This is a genomic window from Vreelandella songnenensis (genome assembly GCF_003002925.1).
Taxonomy (GTDB): domain Bacteria; phylum Pseudomonadota; class Gammaproteobacteria; order Pseudomonadales; family Halomonadaceae; genus Vreelandella; species Vreelandella songnenensis.
This window is the reverse complement of the sequence record NZ_PVTK01000002.1, coordinates 242,616-257,863: the sequence shown is the minus strand read 5'-3', so window position 1 is coordinate 257,863 and position 15,248 is coordinate 242,616. Positions and strand designations below refer to the sequence as shown.

At 59.4% G+C, this 15,248-nt stretch carries 15 protein-coding genes; 1 reads left to right on the top strand and 14 read right to left on the bottom strand.

Annotation, left to right across the window (positions count from 1 at the left end):
- Genes B0H98_RS05750 through B0H98_RS05740 form a run of 3 tightly spaced genes read right to left on the bottom strand, consistent with a single transcriptional unit; the run spans position 1 to position 2,629 of the window.
- The gene (locus B0H98_RS05750) at positions 1-204 is read right to left on the bottom strand and encodes a hypothetical protein (protein ID WP_106374110.1); all 204 of its coding nucleotides are present in this window, start codon (positions 202-204) and stop codon (positions 1-3) included.
- On the bottom strand, positions 201-2,258 hold the full coding sequence (locus B0H98_RS05745; RefSeq protein ID WP_106374109.1) for a 3'-5' exonuclease: 2,058 nt from the start codon (positions 2,256-2,258) through the stop codon (positions 201-203). Before B0H98_RS05745 ends, B0H98_RS05750 begins: the two co-directional genes overlap by 4 nt.
- A complete protein-coding gene (locus tag B0H98_RS05740; protein ID WP_106374108.1) occupies positions 2,255-2,629 on the bottom strand; it encodes a response regulator transcription factor in 375 nt (124 codons plus the stop codon). The genes B0H98_RS05745 and B0H98_RS05740 overlap by 4 nt, the downstream gene beginning before the upstream one ends.
- Positions 2,630-2,803: 174 nt before the next feature.
- Here B0H98_RS05740 and B0H98_RS05735 point away from each other — a divergent pair, with 174 nt between their 5' ends.
- A complete protein-coding gene (locus B0H98_RS05735; RefSeq protein ID WP_106374107.1) occupies positions 2,804-3,862 on the top strand; it encodes a tRNA-queuosine alpha-mannosyltransferase domain-containing protein in 1,059 nt (352 codons plus the stop codon).
- Here B0H98_RS05735 and nth read toward each other — a convergent pair.
- The 11 genes from nth to B0H98_RS05680 form a co-directional block, all read right to left on the bottom strand.
- Complete coding sequence (gene nth / locus B0H98_RS05730) at positions 3,859-4,497, bottom strand: endonuclease III (RefSeq protein ID WP_106374106.1); 639 nt, start codon at positions 4,495-4,497, stop codon at positions 3,859-3,861. The two genes, B0H98_RS05735 and nth, sit on opposite strands and share 4 nt — an antisense overlap.
- A 53-nt stretch (positions 4,498-4,550) precedes the next feature.
- Positions 4,551-5,249, bottom strand: coding sequence for an electron transport complex subunit E (locus tag B0H98_RS05725; RefSeq protein WP_106374105.1), 699 nt, complete (start codon positions 5,247-5,249; stop codon positions 4,551-4,553).
- Positions 5,246-5,893 (bottom strand): RnfABCDGE type electron transport complex subunit G, encoded by a 648-nt coding sequence (locus tag B0H98_RS05720; protein WP_106374104.1) that lies wholly within the window; start codon positions 5,891-5,893, stop codon positions 5,246-5,248. The genes B0H98_RS05725 and B0H98_RS05720 overlap by 4 nt, the downstream gene beginning before the upstream one ends.
- A complete protein-coding gene (locus B0H98_RS05715; RefSeq protein WP_106374103.1) occupies positions 5,893-6,924 on the bottom strand; it encodes an RnfABCDGE type electron transport complex subunit D in 1,032 nt (343 codons plus the stop codon). Before B0H98_RS05715 ends, B0H98_RS05720 begins: the two co-directional genes overlap by 1 nt.
- Entirely contained in the window at positions 6,921-8,585 is a 1,665-nt protein-coding gene (gene rsxC / locus B0H98_RS05710) for an electron transport complex subunit RsxC (protein ID WP_106374102.1), read from the bottom strand. Before rsxC ends, B0H98_RS05715 begins: the two co-directional genes overlap by 4 nt.
- Complete coding sequence (gene rsxB / locus B0H98_RS05705; RefSeq protein ID WP_106374101.1) at positions 8,586-9,179, bottom strand: electron transport complex subunit RsxB; 594 nt, start codon at positions 9,177-9,179, stop codon at positions 8,586-8,588.
- A 9-nt stretch (positions 9,180-9,188) separates the two neighbouring features.
- Positions 9,189-9,770 carry an electron transport complex subunit RsxA gene (rsxA, locus tag B0H98_RS05700; protein ID WP_106374100.1) on the bottom strand — a complete coding sequence of 194 codons (582 nt, stop codon included), beginning with the start codon at positions 9,768-9,770 and terminating at the stop codon, positions 9,189-9,191.
- Positions 9,767-11,278: a sensor domain-containing diguanylate cyclase gene (locus tag B0H98_RS05695; protein WP_106374099.1), complete on the bottom strand. Its 1,512-nt coding sequence runs from the start codon at positions 11,276-11,278 to the stop codon at positions 9,767-9,769. The genes rsxA and B0H98_RS05695 overlap by 4 nt, the downstream gene beginning before the upstream one ends.
- 200 nt (positions 11,279-11,478) lie before the next feature.
- Entirely contained in the window at positions 11,479-13,515 is a 2,037-nt protein-coding gene (gene metG, locus B0H98_RS05690) for a methionine--tRNA ligase (protein WP_106374098.1), read from the bottom strand.
- Between the two features lie 114 nt (positions 13,516-13,629).
- The gene (locus B0H98_RS05685) at positions 13,630-13,911 is read right to left on the bottom strand and encodes a hypothetical protein (protein ID WP_106374097.1); all 282 of its coding nucleotides are present in this window, start codon (positions 13,909-13,911) and stop codon (positions 13,630-13,632) included.
- Between the two features lie 117 nt (positions 13,912-14,028).
- A complete protein-coding gene (locus B0H98_RS05680) occupies positions 14,029-15,213 on the bottom strand; it encodes a 1-acyl-sn-glycerol-3-phosphate acyltransferase (protein WP_106374096.1) in 1,185 nt (394 codons plus the stop codon).
- Positions 15,214-15,248: the final 35 nt, after the last annotated feature.

The window sequence follows — 15,248 nt, the reverse complement described above, 5'->3', positions numbered from 1 at the left end:
TCATCGCCCCTTGGGGCGCTCCATCAGCCAGGTGGTCAGGCCGATGATCAGCGCCCAGGCAGCCAATAAGTAGGCCGGCAGCCAGCCGATGCCCAATGCGGGAAGACGATCAACAACCAGCAGCAGCGGTGGGCAGAAGAGAATAAGGGCCAGTATCGTCAGGGCCAGCAGCCTTTCGCGATGGCGCGGGGTAGGGGGCGTCATAGGGCGTTTGCATCCTCGCGATCAAAGGCACTGGCTTGAAAGTGCAACAGCTGCTCAACGGTAGAAATACCCCGGGCTTCAAGGCGCGGCAGCAGGGCAAGCCAGAGTTCTGCGGTAACGCGGGCATCCCCAAGCGCCGTATGGCGCATGCCGGCAGGCAGATTCAGGCAGTAGCGCTTGACCAGGCTGTCGAGGTCGTGGCCGTCCAGCGCCTCATCCAGGGCTCGGGAAATCAGCAGGGTATCCAGCACCGGCATGTCGAAGGTAACCCCCTGGTGGCTGATGGCGAGCATGTCAAAGGCAGCGTTATGGGCAAGTATCGCAGCGTCACCAATATAATCGCGAAAGCGTTCAAGCACCGGGAGCAGGAGCGGCGCATCGCTGACATCTTCATCGGTAATACCATGAATGGCCGTGCTGGCCTGTGGAATGCGCTTTTGAGGGTTGACGTATTCATCAAACGTGTCGCTTGCCAGTAATCGCGTATTGACGATACGGCAGGCACCAATGCTGATGACGCTATCGCCCTTGCGCAGCTCAAGCCCGGTGGTTTCGGTGTCAAAGATGACGAGCTCAAGGCTGCGCAGCGGGCAACTGGCAAGCGCTGTGTCCGGCGAGGGCAGCTCAGCAATACCAAAATCATGAAACTCCGGCCGCGGCGGCGCTGTTCGCGGAGCACCGGATTGCTCAACCGACGGCAGGGGCAGGCGCAGCCGAGCATGCTCTCCGTCTGCATCCTGGATGCTCCATACGTCGCTTGCATGCTGGCGCAGTACATCACCAACACTGGGGCTTAGCGGCAGCGTAGTCAGCCGCTGTTGTCGCCAGCCGGCCAGCTCGCGCTCCGCAATCGGCTTGCCTTTCCAGATCACATCCAGATAGACATGCCGAGTGCTCAGTGAAACCTCGCCCTCGAAAAGCCGCCCCGCCATGTAGTGGCTCAGATGATGAACCAGCGAACTGAGCAACGCCATTAGTGCCGGGGCGTCGCCCTTGAACCATAGCGGTAGGCCAATAGGTGTAATCAGGCGGTGAGCCGGGTCGAGATAGTCGTCCAGCATCTGCCAGAAGTCGTTGGACCAGATAGGCGTCAGTCGCTCGCCTTGGCGCTGAAGAGATTCCAGCAGCTTGCCAATACAGGTAACGGTGTCACTCAAGGCGAGGCTCTCTTCGCTTACCACCTGCTCAAGGCGCTGGTGCAAAGAGCCCACGTGGCTACCCTGCTGACGCACTTGGCCGAGCGCTTCTGCGGCGCTGACAAGGCTTGCCGTATGCTGGCGCAGTGGTGTCAACGCCTGGGCAAGCTCAGCGCGTACACCGCGTTCGCTCGACCAGGCGGCAGTGGCATCGCTGCAGGTAAGCAGCACTTCATCGTGGCTTTCCGGCACATGGCGGATGATGACCTTGAGCCAGCGGTTGTCGCAGGGGATCAACAGCTCACGCGGTGTGCCGCTGCTGGGCAGCTGGCCAAGCGTTTGTTGCATGCTCGCTAACGGAAACAGGGCTTCCAGGCGCTTGCCCAGCCCGAGCCCGGGGGCGTGGTCAAAAAACGCTTCAGCGGCCTGGTTGAAGAGCATCAGGCGGCGATGCCGGTCGTAGAGCAGCAGCGGGGTTTCCAGCATCTGGAGCAGCGCCTCAAGCTCCTTGCGAATCCGCGTTGCGCTGCGAGCGCCTTCGGCATGAGCCCTGTGCAGCTGTTGACGGTCCTTGCGCCAGCTCTGCTCGACGCGGTGCAAGTCAGGCCCCAATGCTTTTAGCCAGCCTTCGGGGGCAGCCGCATCGTCGGCATCGGGATTGGCGACCAGGCGTGCCAGCTGGGCCTGCAGCTGGCGCAGCGGCTTGAACAGCATGCGTTCAAACAGCAGCCCCATCAGAAACAGGGTAATACCGCCTGAAAAGCACCCCAGCCACAGTACTGCCCGGTAGACGCCGGTAATTATCAACTGGCTCTCGAGCCAGGCAGCAAACAGGGCGCCGCCCAGCAGGCTGATACCGCTCAACAGCAGCCAGGCACCGATAAGACGCTGGCGCTTGGGCAGCCCCTTTCGCGTCATGCGGTTTTCTCGCCCAGCAGGGTCTGAACCTGCTCGACCAGCGCTTGGGTCGAAAACGGTTTGGTGATGTAGGCGCTGGCCCCAAGAGCGGCGCCTTTCTCACGCTCTACCTCGCGCCCGTGGGCGGTGAGCATGATGATGGGTAGTTGGGCGGTAGTGGGGCGGCTGCGTAGCGCTTCAAGTACGTCAAACCCGCTCATGCCGGGCAGGCTGATATCCAGCAGAATAATATCGGGTGTGTCAGTGCCCACACGCTCAATTGCCTGTTCGCCATCGGCGGCGCTGATGACTTCAAACCCCGCCTGCTCCATCAAGAATTCGATTGAAAGCACAATATTAGGCTCATCATCGACGATCAGCACTTTTGCCATCGAGCCCACCTCTGATTGTTCGCTGAAAACGTGCTGCGTTACCCAGAGTGTAGGTAGCTGGCAGCACCGAGCCAAGACGACCTTGGCCGAATAGCGGTGAATAGCATCTTGGCCTGCGTGAATTTTGTGCGTGCTAGAATCGGCGGGTGATAACACCGGGCAACAGGAAACTCGATGCGCGTTCTACTACTTTCTGCCTATGAAGCGGTCAGCCACCGCTATTGGGCCAACAGCCTGATGGCCAATAGTGAAGGCGTCACCTGGCAGACGCTCAGCCTGCCACCGCGCCATTTTGCCTGGCGGATACGCGGTAATCCGCTGAGCTGGTGGTTGAAGGAGCACGAGACCTTGAGCCAGCCCTATGACGCCGTGCTGGCCACTTCCATGGTAGACCTGGCAACGCTGGTGGGCCTTTTTCCACATCTGGGGCGGGCCAGGAAGATCGTCTATTTCCATGAAAACCAGTTTGCCTACCCCGAGTCCAGCGACCAGATGCCGCAAGTAGAAGCCAAGATGGTCAATCTGTACGCGGCACTTGCCGCCGATACCCTGGTATTTAACACCGCTTACAATCGCGACTCTTTCTTTGAGGGCGCGCGTGTGTTTCTGAAAAAAATGCCCGAAAACCTGCCGGCGGCAAAGCCCCTTGAAGGGCTGCGTAGCCGTGCCCGAATACTGCCGGTTCCGCTTGCGCCCTTGAGCAACATAGATGCGGGTCAACCCCACCCACGGCGCATCGTATGGAACCACCGTTGGGAGTATGACAAGAACCCCGAGGATTTCTTCAACGTACTGATGGCGCTCAGTGAGCAGGGAGTGGCGTTTGAGCTCGCGGTGCTGGGCCAGCGTTTTCGCAAGGTGCCCGCCATCTTCGCTTCGGCTGAGAAGGCGCTTGCAAGGCATATCATTGCCTGGGGGCCGCAGCCGGAATCAGACTATCGAGAGCTTCTAGCGACAGCCGGTATCGTGGTTTCAACGACTTGGCACGAGTTTCAGGGGCTGGCGATCATGGAAGCCGCCCAGCGTGGCGCCTTGCCGCTTGTGCCGGACAGGCTCTGTTTCCCTGAGCTTTACCCTGACGAGTACCGCTACGATGGCACGCCAGAAGGGCTTTATCAGCGCCTGCATGCCTGGCTGAGCGACCCTGAAACGCGCCCATTAGGGCTGAAAACGGAAAAATGGGAGTGGCCAGCCTGGCGGGCGGCGTATCAGGATATCTTGGCCGAGCGCTAGGCAAGCTCGGTTTTATCCGGATATTCGCACAGGTCTTCAATAATGCAGCTGCCGCAGCGCGGCTTGCGCGCAATACAGGTGTAACGGCCGTGCAGAATCAGCCAGTGATGGGCGTCCTGCTTGAATGCCTTGGGGACATGGCGCAGCAGTTTCTGTTCGACTTCAACCACATTCTTGCCCTTGGCGATGCCGGTACGGTTAGACACGCGAAAGATATGCGTATCGACTGCAATCGTTGGCTGGCCAAATGCGGTATTGAGAATCACATTGGCGGTCTTGCGCCCGACGCCGGGCAGCGCTTCGAGCGCCTCCCGCGTTTCGGGTACTTGGCCGTCATGCTGATTCACCAGAATATGGCACGTCTTCATCAGGTTTTCAGCCTTGGTATTGTAAAGGCCGATGGTCTTGATATGCGTTTTAAGCCCTTCGATGCCCAGCTCAATGATTGCTTGAGGCGTGTTGGCAACGGGGTAGAGCCGGTCGGTTGCCTTGTTGACGCCGACATCGGTTGCCTGAGCCGAGAGCAGCACCGCCGCCAGCAGCTCAAAGGGCGTTGTCCAGTTGAGCTCAGTAGTGGGATGCGAGTCGGCTGCCTGCAGGCGAGCAAAAATTTCATGGCGCTTCTGGGCATTCATGACATGTCTCTTTGGTGCTGTTTCAGGACCTGATGATAGTTGCCTGATAACGGTTACTTGATAACTCCGGTCACCCGAACGCGACGCTCGGTGCGGCTGGTGACTACAGGGTGGGTCCGCTGGGCACGGCGCTGATCGATAGCGTTTTTCAGCGCAATCAGCATACCGGCCACGAAAAAAGCCCCGGGCGGCAGGACAAAAAATAGAAACTGGTAGTCCTTTGCCAGCGTCAACTGCCAGCCCTCGGCCATCGGGCCCAGCAGCAGTGCCATATCACTGAACAGGGTGCCCTGTCCCAGTAGCTCGCGCAGGCCGCCCAGTACCACCAGCACGATGCCGAATCCCAGGCCCATCATCAGGCCGTCAAGAGCCGCGAGACCTACCGGCTGGCGCGAGGCAAACGCATCGGCGCGGCCGAGAATCGCGCAGTTGGTCACGATCAGCGGAATGAAGATGCCCAGAAGCTGATAGAGCGGATAGGCGTAGGCGGCCATGAGCAGCTCGGCACAGGTAACAAAGGCTGCGATGATCATGACAAAAGCGGGCAGCCGCACGGCATTTGGCACCTGATGACGTACCAGGGATACCGCCGTGCTGGAGCCTACCATCACGAACAGCGTGGCCAGGGCAAGCCCTAGCGAGTTGACCACGGTAGTACTGACCGCAAGCAGAGGACAAAGCCCCAAGAGCTGCACCAGCGCTGGGTTATTGTTCCAAAGACCCTGACGGGTAAGCGTAGGCCACTGGCTCATGACGCTGGCTCCTGTTCGGGGGCAGGTGGCGGTAAACGCTCGGCGTACTGTAAAGCGCCATATACTGCCTGAATCACTGCACGCGGAGTAATGGTGGCGCCGGTGAAGCCATCAAACTGACCGCCGTCTTTTTTGACGGCCCAGCCATCGGGTGGCAGATCATCAAGCCGCAGCCCGTTAAAGCGTGTTATCCAATCGCTGCGCTGTGCTTCTATCCGGTCGCCAAGTCCCGGCGTCTCCTGATGATAGGTCACGCGCACCCCGCTGATACGCGGCTGTCCGTCGGGCTCTAGCTGCATGCCGACCAGCAAATCGATCTCTCCACTGTAGCCTTGGCGGGTAATGACCGGCAGAACGATGGCCTGGCCCTCCTCACGGCTTATTCGCCAGCCGGTGGCTGGCCCGCGATGCCCGAGTGCGGCTGGTGCGGGCAGGGCAAAAGTGCCGTTCAGAAGCTCGGCAGTGGGAATGTCGGCCATGGCCTGAGGCAGCACTGCCTGCAATTGCCGGTGCTGGTAAGCCTCGCGGTGCTCGCTGATGCGCTCGGCGGTCAGTGCCCGAGTAAGCGCCACGCTGCCTGCGGTGATCAGGGCAAAGATCCCCAGCGTCAGTGCGCCGCGCCGCATGGCGCTCATCGGCGTCATCACGGCACTCCTCGGTAGTGGCCTTGGGGACGTGGCACCGTGTAGAGATCGATCAGCGGCACGCAGAGGTTCATCAACAAGACGCCAAAGGCAACGGCGTCTGGATAGCCGCCCAGGTTGCGGATAACGACGATCAGTATGCCGATGCCCGCGCCGTACAAGAGCTTGCCACGCCGACTGGTGGCTGCCGATACCGGGTCGGTGGCAATAAAGAAGGCGCCGAACAGCGTCGCCCCGGTCAGCAGATGAAGCGTGGGTGAGGCAAACTGGTCGGCGTCCAGCAGATGGAACAGCGCGGCCAGTATCAGCATGCTGCCGAGCAGGGCAGCGGGAATGTGCCAACTGATAATCCGCTTGGCCAGCAGCAGGATACCCCCCGCCAGCCAGGCCAGGCTGATCATCCGCCAGGCATTCAGCGTGCCGGCAGGCAGCGGGTCGCTTGCCCAGAATTGGGCCGCAGAAAGGCCGTCAGCCTTCTGCTTGAACGCATCCAGCGGCGTGGCCCCGCTCAACGCATCAATCTGGGTGGCCGGCAAGGTGCCCATGATCTGCGCCCAGAGTGTGTCACTAATCAACGGCTGGGGTGGGGCCCAAAGCGTCATGTAGGCGGGAAACGAAACCAGTAAAAGCGCGTAGCCCACCATGGCGGGGTTGAAAGGGTTATGCCCCAGACCACCATATAGCTGCTTGGCAATGACCACGGCGGCTACCATGCCGACGCCTATCAGCCACCAGGGGCTGGCCGGTGGCAGCGAAGCACCCAGCAGTACCCCGGTCAGCAGCGCGCTTGAGTCGTTCAGTGCGGGCACAACCGGGCGCTTTCTCAGGCGCAACACGACACTTTCAAGCAGCAGGCCAAAGGCGGCGGCGAGCACGATATTGCTCAGCACGCCAAGGCCGAACCAGGCGGTCATGGCGATGATGCCGGGCAGCGTTGCCGCCATTACCCAACGCATCAGTGGCGCGGTCGGCGAAGTGCTTGTCATGGATACGGGGGCGTCAGTTGCCTGTGAAGCGTGCAGCATGCTCATGGGGACTCCTCCGGTGCAGAGGCGCTCTGCCGGGCCTGAGCCAACTGTAAGTCGGCGGCTTTGAGGTTTTCCCGAGCGGTTGCCAGCTGCATTTCCAGATCCTCGTGAGATTCATTGGGCGCCTGCTGGGCCTCGCGGGCGAGCACCTTCTCGGCTTTTCGCACGGCCGCCTTGGCGGCCGTCTGGGCAATACGCAGGCTGCGCAGATCCGCCTGGGGCGCGGCCGTGGCCTCGGTACTTGAAGCTGCACCGGGCCTGTTCTGCGCCTGGCGGGCGTGCCGGCGCGCCTGTTTCTCGGCTTCTTCACGGGCCAGGCGGGCCTGACGAAACTCGAAGCGATGCTTGGCATGGTCCGCCTTGGCGGCTTCGATCCGCTGGTGACGCAGGCGGCTTTTCGCTTCGCGGTAATCATCCACCAGCGGGATATGGCTGGGGCAGACGTAGCTACAGGCGCCGCATTCGATGCAGTCAAACAGGTGATAACGCTCGAGCTTGTCGTCTTCCTGAGCGCGGGCATACCAGTGCAACTGCTGGGGAAGCAGCTGGACGGGGCAGACGTTTTCACAGGCCCCGCAGCGAATGCACGGCGAGGCGGGCGGTGCCGGTGGAAGCTCTGACTGGGTGGCGGCAATCAGGCAGTTGGTCGTCTTGGTTGCTGGCGCGCTCAAGGTTTCAAGCGTGCTGCCCATCATCGGGCCACCCTGAACCACCTTGTCCAGTCGGGAGCGTTCAAGGCCTGCGTAAGCCAGCAGCTCATCTATCGGTGTGCCCAGGCGCACCCAGTAATTGCCTGGCCGGCTGATCGCTTCGCCGGTCAGCGTCACCACCCGCTGTACCAGTGGCTGGCCGTCTCTGACTGCCTGAAGTGCCGCCAGCAGGGTGCCGGGGTTATGGCACAGCACGCCAACATCCGCCGGCAGGCCAAGGCTTGGCACCGTGCGGTTCAACAGCGTCTTGATCAGAAGCTTTTCACTGCCGCTTGGGTAGCGGATTGGAATCACCCCAAGCGTTATAGGGGCGGGCCGGCTCTGGGTAATGGCCTGCTTCAGTGCAGCAATGGCCTCGGGCTTGTTATCCTCGATACCGATAACGATCTGCCCGGCGCCGCACAGCGATGCCATCAACTGCGCGCCTTCAAGCACTTCGCCTGGGTAGCGCTGCAGGGTGATGTCATCGGCGGTGATATAGGGTTCGCACTCGGCGGCGTTGATGATCAGCGTATCGATAGCGTGGCGCTCGATGACGCGCGCCTTCACTTGGGTGGGAAAGCCGGCCCCGCCAAGGCCCACCACGCCGCTTTCATCCAGGCGAGCAAGTAGGGTAAGTGCATCCGTCTCGCGCCAATCAAGCGGGGCAAGCGGTTGCCGGGTATCCAGATTGTCACTTTCGATCTGAATGGCGTGCTCGCTTACCTGGGTCACGGTGCCGCTGATGCTGGCGTGCACATCAGCCGATATAAGCCCGTCGCGCCTGGCAATCAGCGTGCCCACCTGCACATGCTGACCCGGGGTAACGCAGGCAGTGGCAGGGCGCCCGCTGTGCTGACGCAGTGGCAGAGTTACTCTTGCCGGTAACGGAGCATACTGAAGGGATGCCTGACTTGAGCGAGATTTACGCTCGGGCGGGTAGATGCCGCCTTGATAATCAAAGGTAAGCGCCATTCAGTTTCCTCCGGCCGGGCTGCGGTCGCTGGTAATGACGCTGGCGGTGAAGGGCATGACCGGCTGCCACTGGGTAAGCGGCGCGCTTCTCGGCCGCATATCAATACAGTCCACCGGGCAGGGGTCAACGCACAGGTCGCAACCGGTACACTCGTCTTCGATGACGGTATGCATCTGCTTGGCGGCGCCAATAATCGCGTCCACCGGGCAGGCCTGAATGCATTTGGTGCAGCCAATGCATTCCGCCTCACGTATGAAGGCCACCCGATTTTCTTCAGGCGCGTCACCATCGAGCGGCTCGGCTTCGCGGCCCAGCAAATCGGCGAGCGCCTGAATGGTTGCATCGCCGCCTGGGGGGCACTTGTTGAGGGCGTCGCCTTCATTGATGGCCTCGGCATAGGGGCGGCACCCAGGGTAGCCGCACTGACCGCACTGAGTCTGCGGCAGCAGCGCATCAATCTGATCGACCAGCGGGTGGGCATCGCCCTTGAAGCGCTCGCTGACCGCACCTAACAAGGCACCAAAGCCGACGCCCAGGCCGGTAAGAATGCCAATGGCACTGATAATGCCCCAAAGGGAAACCGCATCACTCATGGTATTGAATTACCCCTGGGTCAAGCCGGAAAAACCGAGAAAAGCAAGCGACATCAGGCTGGCAGTGACCATGGCAATGGCGGCGCCTCGAAACGGCCTGGGAATATCCGCCCCGGCCAGCCGTTCGCGCATGGCGGCAAACAGGACCAGGATCAGCGAAAAACCAAGGGCTGCGCCCAATCCGTAAAGCGTGGTATGAAAAAAGCTCAGCTCGCGATTCAGCGATAGCAGTGCGACACCCAGTACGGCGCAGTTGGTGGTGATCAGTGGCAGGAAAATCCCCAGCACCTGGTGCAGCAGCGGGCTCAAGTGGCGCACCATGATTTCAGTAAACTGCACTACCGCGGCGATCACTACGATAAAGCTGATAGTGCGCAGATAAGTGATCTCCAGCGGCACCAGCAGGCCGTAATACACTACGTAGCTTGCCGCCGAAGCGAGCGTAAGTACAAAGGTGGTGGCCAGGGACATGCCCATGGCCGACTCCAGCTTGTTGGACACCCCCATGAAGGGGCAAAGGCCCAGAAACTGGACCAGAACGAAATTATTGACCAGCGCGGTGCTGATCAAGATGATAAAAAGTTCACTCATAGCGGCGTATCGTGCGTATAGGCAGACGCACTGGAAGTTGGTGGGGTAAATACCATCACTTGATGACGACCTGCTGCCTTGGCGCGATACAGGGCCTGATCGGCCGTGCTCATCAGTGCAGTCGGCGAGATATCGCTGCTGTCGTCCAGCGAGCCGATACCCACGCTGATAGTAACATGGGGCGCCACGGGCGAGGCCTTGTGGGGCAATTTCAGCTGATCTACCGTGCGGTGTAATTGATAGCCGATCTGTTTGGCCGTGTTGGCCGATATGTTGGGCAGCAGCGCACTAAACTCTTCGCCACCGGTGCGGGCGATTAGGAAGTTATGGCTGGCAGCTACGTTCTGAAGTGCCAGGGCCACCTGCTGCAGGCACTCGTCACCTTTCTGGTGGCCGTAGTGATCGTTAAACAGTTTGAAATGATCAATGTCCAGCATCATGACGGCCAGTGGCTGTGATCGAGCCTCGGTTTCATGGATGGCGGCCTGAAGCTCCTGATCGAACAGGCGTCGATTGGGTAGCCCGGTCAGAGCATCATGGGTTGATAGGTTGAGAAGCTCGGCATTGAGCTCTCGCTGGCGGGTCAGCTGCTGCTCGAAGCTGCGTGCCAGAATGCCGATCTCATCGCTACGCTGGCACAGCAGTGCCGAATCGAGACGCGTATCTTCCCCCGAGGCCTGCCTGGCAAAAACCGACAGCGCCTTCAGCGGTCTGAGAATTATCCGCTCCATCAGCCAGAGCACGAATCCGATCACGAACAGCATGAGGCAGGCGGTCCAGATCAGCACGTAACGAATGGTATCAAGGCTTGCCAGATAGTGGGTGCGGTTCAGCTGGGTACCAATTGAAATGTTGATGGCCGGTACATTGGTCGGCAGCAGATGCTGGGCGTATATGGTATCGCCTTCGATGGTGGTCATTGGCTCTATCTGCGAACTGGGCAGCTGCTCGATGGTAATCGGCAGGCCGGTCACGGCTTCCATCTGCGCAATCCATTCCTCATTCATCAGACGGACCTTGGCAAGCCAGCCAACGCTTGGCCCACTACCATCGGTTCGCACAATCGGTGTTACGGCGACCATTGCTGGCGAGCTTGCGCCAGGGAAAAGATAGCGCTGCTGATCGGACGAATCTTCCAAGGAGAGCTGGATACTGTCGATATAGGGTGACATCCAGGCACAGTTGCCAAGCGTGCGTGTGCAGGTGGTGTATTCACCGGTATCCGGCGCCAGCCCGGAAAGAAAGTAGATGTCGCCACTGGCATCGAAAAACGCAATCAGCTGGTAGCGCATCTCCTGCATCATTTCGGGGCTGAAATTCACCTCGCGGTAGCGCGAATAATTGCCCTGGACAAATTCGTAGGTGTCGTCCCAGTTGGCCCAGTCCCTGGCCTGGGCCAGCAGCTCCTGCTGGGCCAGCGCCAGGCTTCGCTCAACACGCTTGAGCTCCTGGCTGATGATGCCACGCTCCTCCTTGTGCAGGGCGGGGAAAATGATCCATTTGCTCATGGCGCCCAATGAACAAAGAGCGAGCAAAAGCACACCACTCAGCGCGATTAAGAATTGAAAACGCAGTGATCGAGAGAAGTGCCGGAGCATAAGTGGGCCTGAACGGGGACGTCTTGGAGGAGCGCAAGTTGAGGAAAATAATCAAAAAAGGGGTAGAGCCTGATTGTCTCTACCCCTCCTGTCAGTGCTTAAAGCGCTGGCTACATTACACGTTGTCCAGGTTCTGCGCCAGTATCAGGCGAAAGCAGGTAGATTCCCTCCTTGTTGGCCGAAGCGAGAACCATGCCTTCTGAAAGCCCGAAGCGCATTTTACGCGGCGCCAGATTGGCGACCATCACGGTCAGGCGGCCTTCAAGCGCTTCCGGGGCATAGGCACTACGAATGCCCGAGAAAACGTTGCGCGTTTCACCGCCAAGATCCAAGGTCAGCTGAAGCAGTTTATCGGCGCCCTCAACGTATTGGGCCTTGGTGATACGGGCAATGCGCAGATCGACCTTGGCAAAATCGTCAAAGCCGATTTCACCGGCAATCGGCTCTTCCGCCAGCGGGCCTTTGGGAGCTTGTTTAAGCTTCTGCTCTTCCACCAGGTCCTCCTTCGAAGCTTCGATCATGGCGTCGATCTTGTCGCGCTCCACGCGGGTCATCAGCGGCTTGAATTTCTCGACCGGGTGATGGGTCAAAATGCCATGACGGCTTTCCCACTGCATCGACTCGAGCTTCAAGAACGCCTGGGCCTGGGCTGCCATGGCGGGTACCACCGGCGCCAGGTACACCATCAACTGGCGGAACAGATTGATGCCCACCGAGCAGATTTCGAGCACCTCTTCGTCACGGCCATCCTGCTTGGCAAGCGCCCAAGGCTCTTTTTCAGCGATGTAGGTGTTTGCCTCGTCGGCCAGCTCCATGATCTTGCGCATGGCGCGACTGAATTCTCGGGCCTCGAAATCTTCGGCAATGTCATCACCCGCGGCAATGAATCGCGCGAGCATCTGCGGCTCGGCGCAGTGGGCAGAAAGCGTGCCGCCGCCCAGTTTTTTCACAAACCCGGCGCAGCGACTGGCGATATTGACCACCTTGCCAACAAGGTCTGAATTGACCCGGGCGGCGAAGTCGTCAAGGTTGAGATCCAGATCATCCACCTTGGACGTCAGCTTGGCGGCAAAGTAGTAGCGCAAGTACTCGGGGTTGAGGTGATCGGCGTAGGTGGCGGCCTTGATGAAGGTGCCACGGGACTTCGACATCTTGGCGCCATCGACGGTCAAGAACCCGTGGCAGTTGACGGCGGTGGGCGTGCGCAGTTCGGCACCATGCAGCATGGCCGGCCAGAAAAGGGCGTGGAAATAGACGATGTCCTTGCCGATGAAGTGATATACCTCGGCGTCGGAATCCTTGTTCCAGTAACGGTCGAAGTCGATGCCTTCACGATCGCACAGGTTCTTGAAGCTGGCCAGGTAACCGATCGGCGCGTCCAGCCAGACATAGAAGTACTTGCCTGGTGCATCGGGAATTTCAAACCCGAAGTAGGGCGCATCGCGTGAGATATCCCACTCGTTGAAACCGGATTCGAACCACTCCATCAGCTTGTTGCGGATCTGGGGCTGAACGTGGCCGTCGTCAATCCAGGCCTGCAAGAACTCGGCAAAGTCGGGCAGCTTGAAGAAGTAGTGGGTCGAGCTGCGCACTTCCGGCGTGGCGCCGGAAATGGCCGATACCGGATTGATCAGGTCGGCAGGCGTATACGTGGCCCCGCATTTTTCGCAATTGTCGCCATACTGATCGTCGGTGCCGCACTTGGGGCAGGTGCCCTTGATGAAGCGGTCGGCCAGGAACAGCCCTTTTTGCGGGTCATACATCTGCTCGATATCGCGGGTAGCAATGTGGCCCTTGTCGCGCAGACGCGTGTAGATCAGCTCGCTGAAGTGGCGGTTCTCTTCCGAGTGGGTAGAGTGATAGTTGTCAAACCCCACGCCAAAGCGGGCGAAATCTGCCTGATGATCGTGAGAAACCCGGTCGATCAGTGCCTCTGGTGTGATGCCTTCCTGTTCAGCACGCAGCATGATGGCGGTGCCATGGGCATCGTCGGCGCACACGTAGTAGCACTGCTGGCCACGGCTCTTCTGAAAACGTACCCAGATATCGGTTTGGATATATTCAAGCAGGTGACCAAGGTGAATGGCTCCGTTGGCGTAGGGGAGCGCGCTGGTCACCAGAATGTTGCGCGTGGCAGAGTTGGACATGGTGAGTGCTAATTCCAATTGGGCGATAACGGTAAGACAGCGAAGTAGTCGGCCTCAGGCCGACACCGCAATGAGCGCGACGTTGCAGGATGTCCTGCTGGCGTTTTGGGGCGGCTAGTAAAGCGCCTGCTCTTCCTGAACGACTTCTTTCAAGAGCTCCAGAAACAGCTTGTCAGCCTCTGAATGTTCGGCCGGGTCTTCCGGGATATGCACGCTGGTGGTGTTGGATATCTCGTTGGCGATCCGGGCCATGGCGGCGGGGCTGCTGCCCTCGCCGAGCTCTTGGCGAGCGATGACCAATGACTGTTCAAGTATCTCGGGATCTTGAAGCAGTTTGCGGATAAAACCGCGCAGCTCGTTAATAATACGCGACTTTTGAATTTCTGATGCAGACATGAGGTTCTCCTTGACGCCGCGCTTGTGAATGCGCCAGCGAAGCCGGTCAATGCATTGACCATAGCATTTTTTGGTGCCGCAGGCATGACTCGCCTGCTGGCTGTATCGGCGGCGCGATTACTTGAGCGTCAGGCGGCCCGCCTTGTGCTTGACCGGGTTGGCGTATTGCAATAACCAGTAGGGACGCAGTGCTTCGGGTACGTTTTCAAGGCGTGCCTTGAAGCGCTCGCGATCCTGCCGGGTAATCGTCTTGCGGGCCACCAGCTCCGGCGCTTCGCCTAGCGCTTCAAGTGCCAGGTAGTGGCTGGGATACAGACGGTAGCCGCCGATCACCTGGCGGTCGATTTCACCGGCCACTTCGTCTGGCGTTGCCATATCTACCCCGATGGGCGTGCCAAAGCGCAATTGAACCCGACCCTTATCACCGGTAATGCCGGCGACAATCGAGCGGATATCTTCAAATTCGCTTTTGGCGTAGCTGCCCTGCGTTGCCAGGTCGTGAAGCTCCTGGGCTTTTTGTACATCACAGGGGTCGTATTCATAGCTGATCGAAACCGGCACGAGCTTGAGCTCGGCTACCGCTTCGCCAAATACCATGTCTCGCTCGGCATTTCGCTTGGCCATGGTCAGCATCTTGATGATGGCCGGGTCGGTACGGTCGATGCCATTCTTGGCCCGTCCCTCACGCTGAGCCATCCAGATGGAGTGCTGGTCATCGGTAATTGAATGACGAATATAGGCCGAGAGCTGCTGATAGGCCGCCAGCATGGCCCGTTTGCCGCGTGCGCTGCGGGGTACGATGAAGCTTTTGTTGAGCCGCATCAGGTCGGTGACATAAGGCTTTTTAAGCAGGTTATCGCCAATGGCGATACGTACCGTGTCGCGGTCCGCCTGATAAAGCGCATAGTTCACAAACGCCGGATCAAGCGATATATCACGGTGATTGCCAATGAAGAGATAGGCACTTTCCGGGTCGAGCTTGTCAAGCCCGGATACCTCAAACGCATCGGTGGTCGTGCGAATCATGCGCTCCATATAGGTGGCAATGCGCATCTGAAAATCGCGTACCGAGGTAACCCCTTTTACTTCACGTTGAATGGCCCGACTTGCAAGCGTGCGAGCAAGCGACGGCATCCAGCGGGCCAGGCGCGGCAGCCGAAAACGGGTGAGCGCATCCAATAGCTCGCTGTCGCGGGCCAGACGTGCAAGGACATCAGCCACTTCGCTATCCGCATAGGGGCGTATATCCGCCCACGGATCGGTGGTAGTGAGAGCGTTGGTTGCGTCGTTGTGATGATTCATGCGATCCGTTGGATGATAAACAGTAAAAAACGATT

What these genes read in the sequence shown, in the direction of transcription:
- B0H98_RS05680 (WP_106374096.1), bottom strand. Translation starts at nt 15,213, where the DNA reads ATGAATCATCACAACGACGCAACCAACGCTCTCACTACCACCGATCCG.
- B0H98_RS05715 (WP_106374103.1), bottom strand. Translation starts at nt 6,924, where the DNA reads ATGAGCATGCTGCACGCTTCACAGGCAACTGACGCCCCCGTATCCATG.
- B0H98_RS05735 (WP_106374107.1), top strand. Translation starts at nt 2,804, where the DNA reads ATGCGCGTTCTACTACTTTCTGCCTATGAAGCGGTCAGCCACCGCTAT.
- B0H98_RS05695 (WP_106374099.1), bottom strand. Translation starts at nt 11,278, where the DNA reads ATGAGCAAATGGATCATTTTCCCCGCCCTGCACAAGGAGGAGCGTGGC.
- B0H98_RS05720 (WP_106374104.1), bottom strand. Translation starts at nt 5,893, where the DNA reads ATGACGCCGATGAGCGCCATGCGGCGCGGCGCACTGACGCTGGGGATC.
- B0H98_RS05685 (WP_106374097.1), bottom strand. Translation starts at nt 13,911, where the DNA reads ATGTCTGCATCAGAAATTCAAAAGTCGCGTATTATTAACGAGCTGCGC.
- rsxB (WP_106374101.1), bottom strand. Translation starts at nt 9,179, where the DNA reads ATGAGTGATGCGGTTTCCCTTTGGGGCATTATCAGTGCCATTGGCATT.
- B0H98_RS05745 (WP_106374109.1), bottom strand. Translation starts at nt 2,258, where the DNA reads ATGACGCGAAAGGGGCTGCCCAAGCGCCAGCGTCTTATCGGTGCCTGG.
- nth (WP_106374106.1), bottom strand. Translation starts at nt 4,497, where the DNA reads ATGAATGCCCAGAAGCGCCATGAAATTTTTGCTCGCCTGCAGGCAGCC.
- rsxA (WP_106374100.1), bottom strand. Translation starts at nt 9,770, where the DNA reads ATGAGTGAACTTTTTATCATCTTGATCAGCACCGCGCTGGTCAATAAT.
- B0H98_RS05750 (WP_106374110.1), bottom strand. Translation starts at nt 204, where the DNA reads ATGACGCCCCCTACCCCGCGCCATCGCGAAAGGCTGCTGGCCCTGACG.
- rsxC (WP_106374102.1), bottom strand. Translation starts at nt 8,585, where the DNA reads ATGGCGCTTACCTTTGATTATCAAGGCGGCATCTACCCGCCCGAGCGT.
- B0H98_RS05725 (WP_106374105.1), bottom strand. Translation starts at nt 5,249, where the DNA reads ATGAGCCAGTGGCCTACGCTTACCCGTCAGGGTCTTTGGAACAATAAC.
- B0H98_RS05740 (WP_106374108.1), bottom strand. Translation starts at nt 2,629, where the DNA reads ATGGCAAAAGTGCTGATCGTCGATGATGAGCCTAATATTGTGCTTTCA.
- metG (WP_106374098.1), bottom strand. Translation starts at nt 13,515, where the DNA reads ATGTCCAACTCTGCCACGCGCAACATTCTGGTGACCAGCGCGCTCCCC.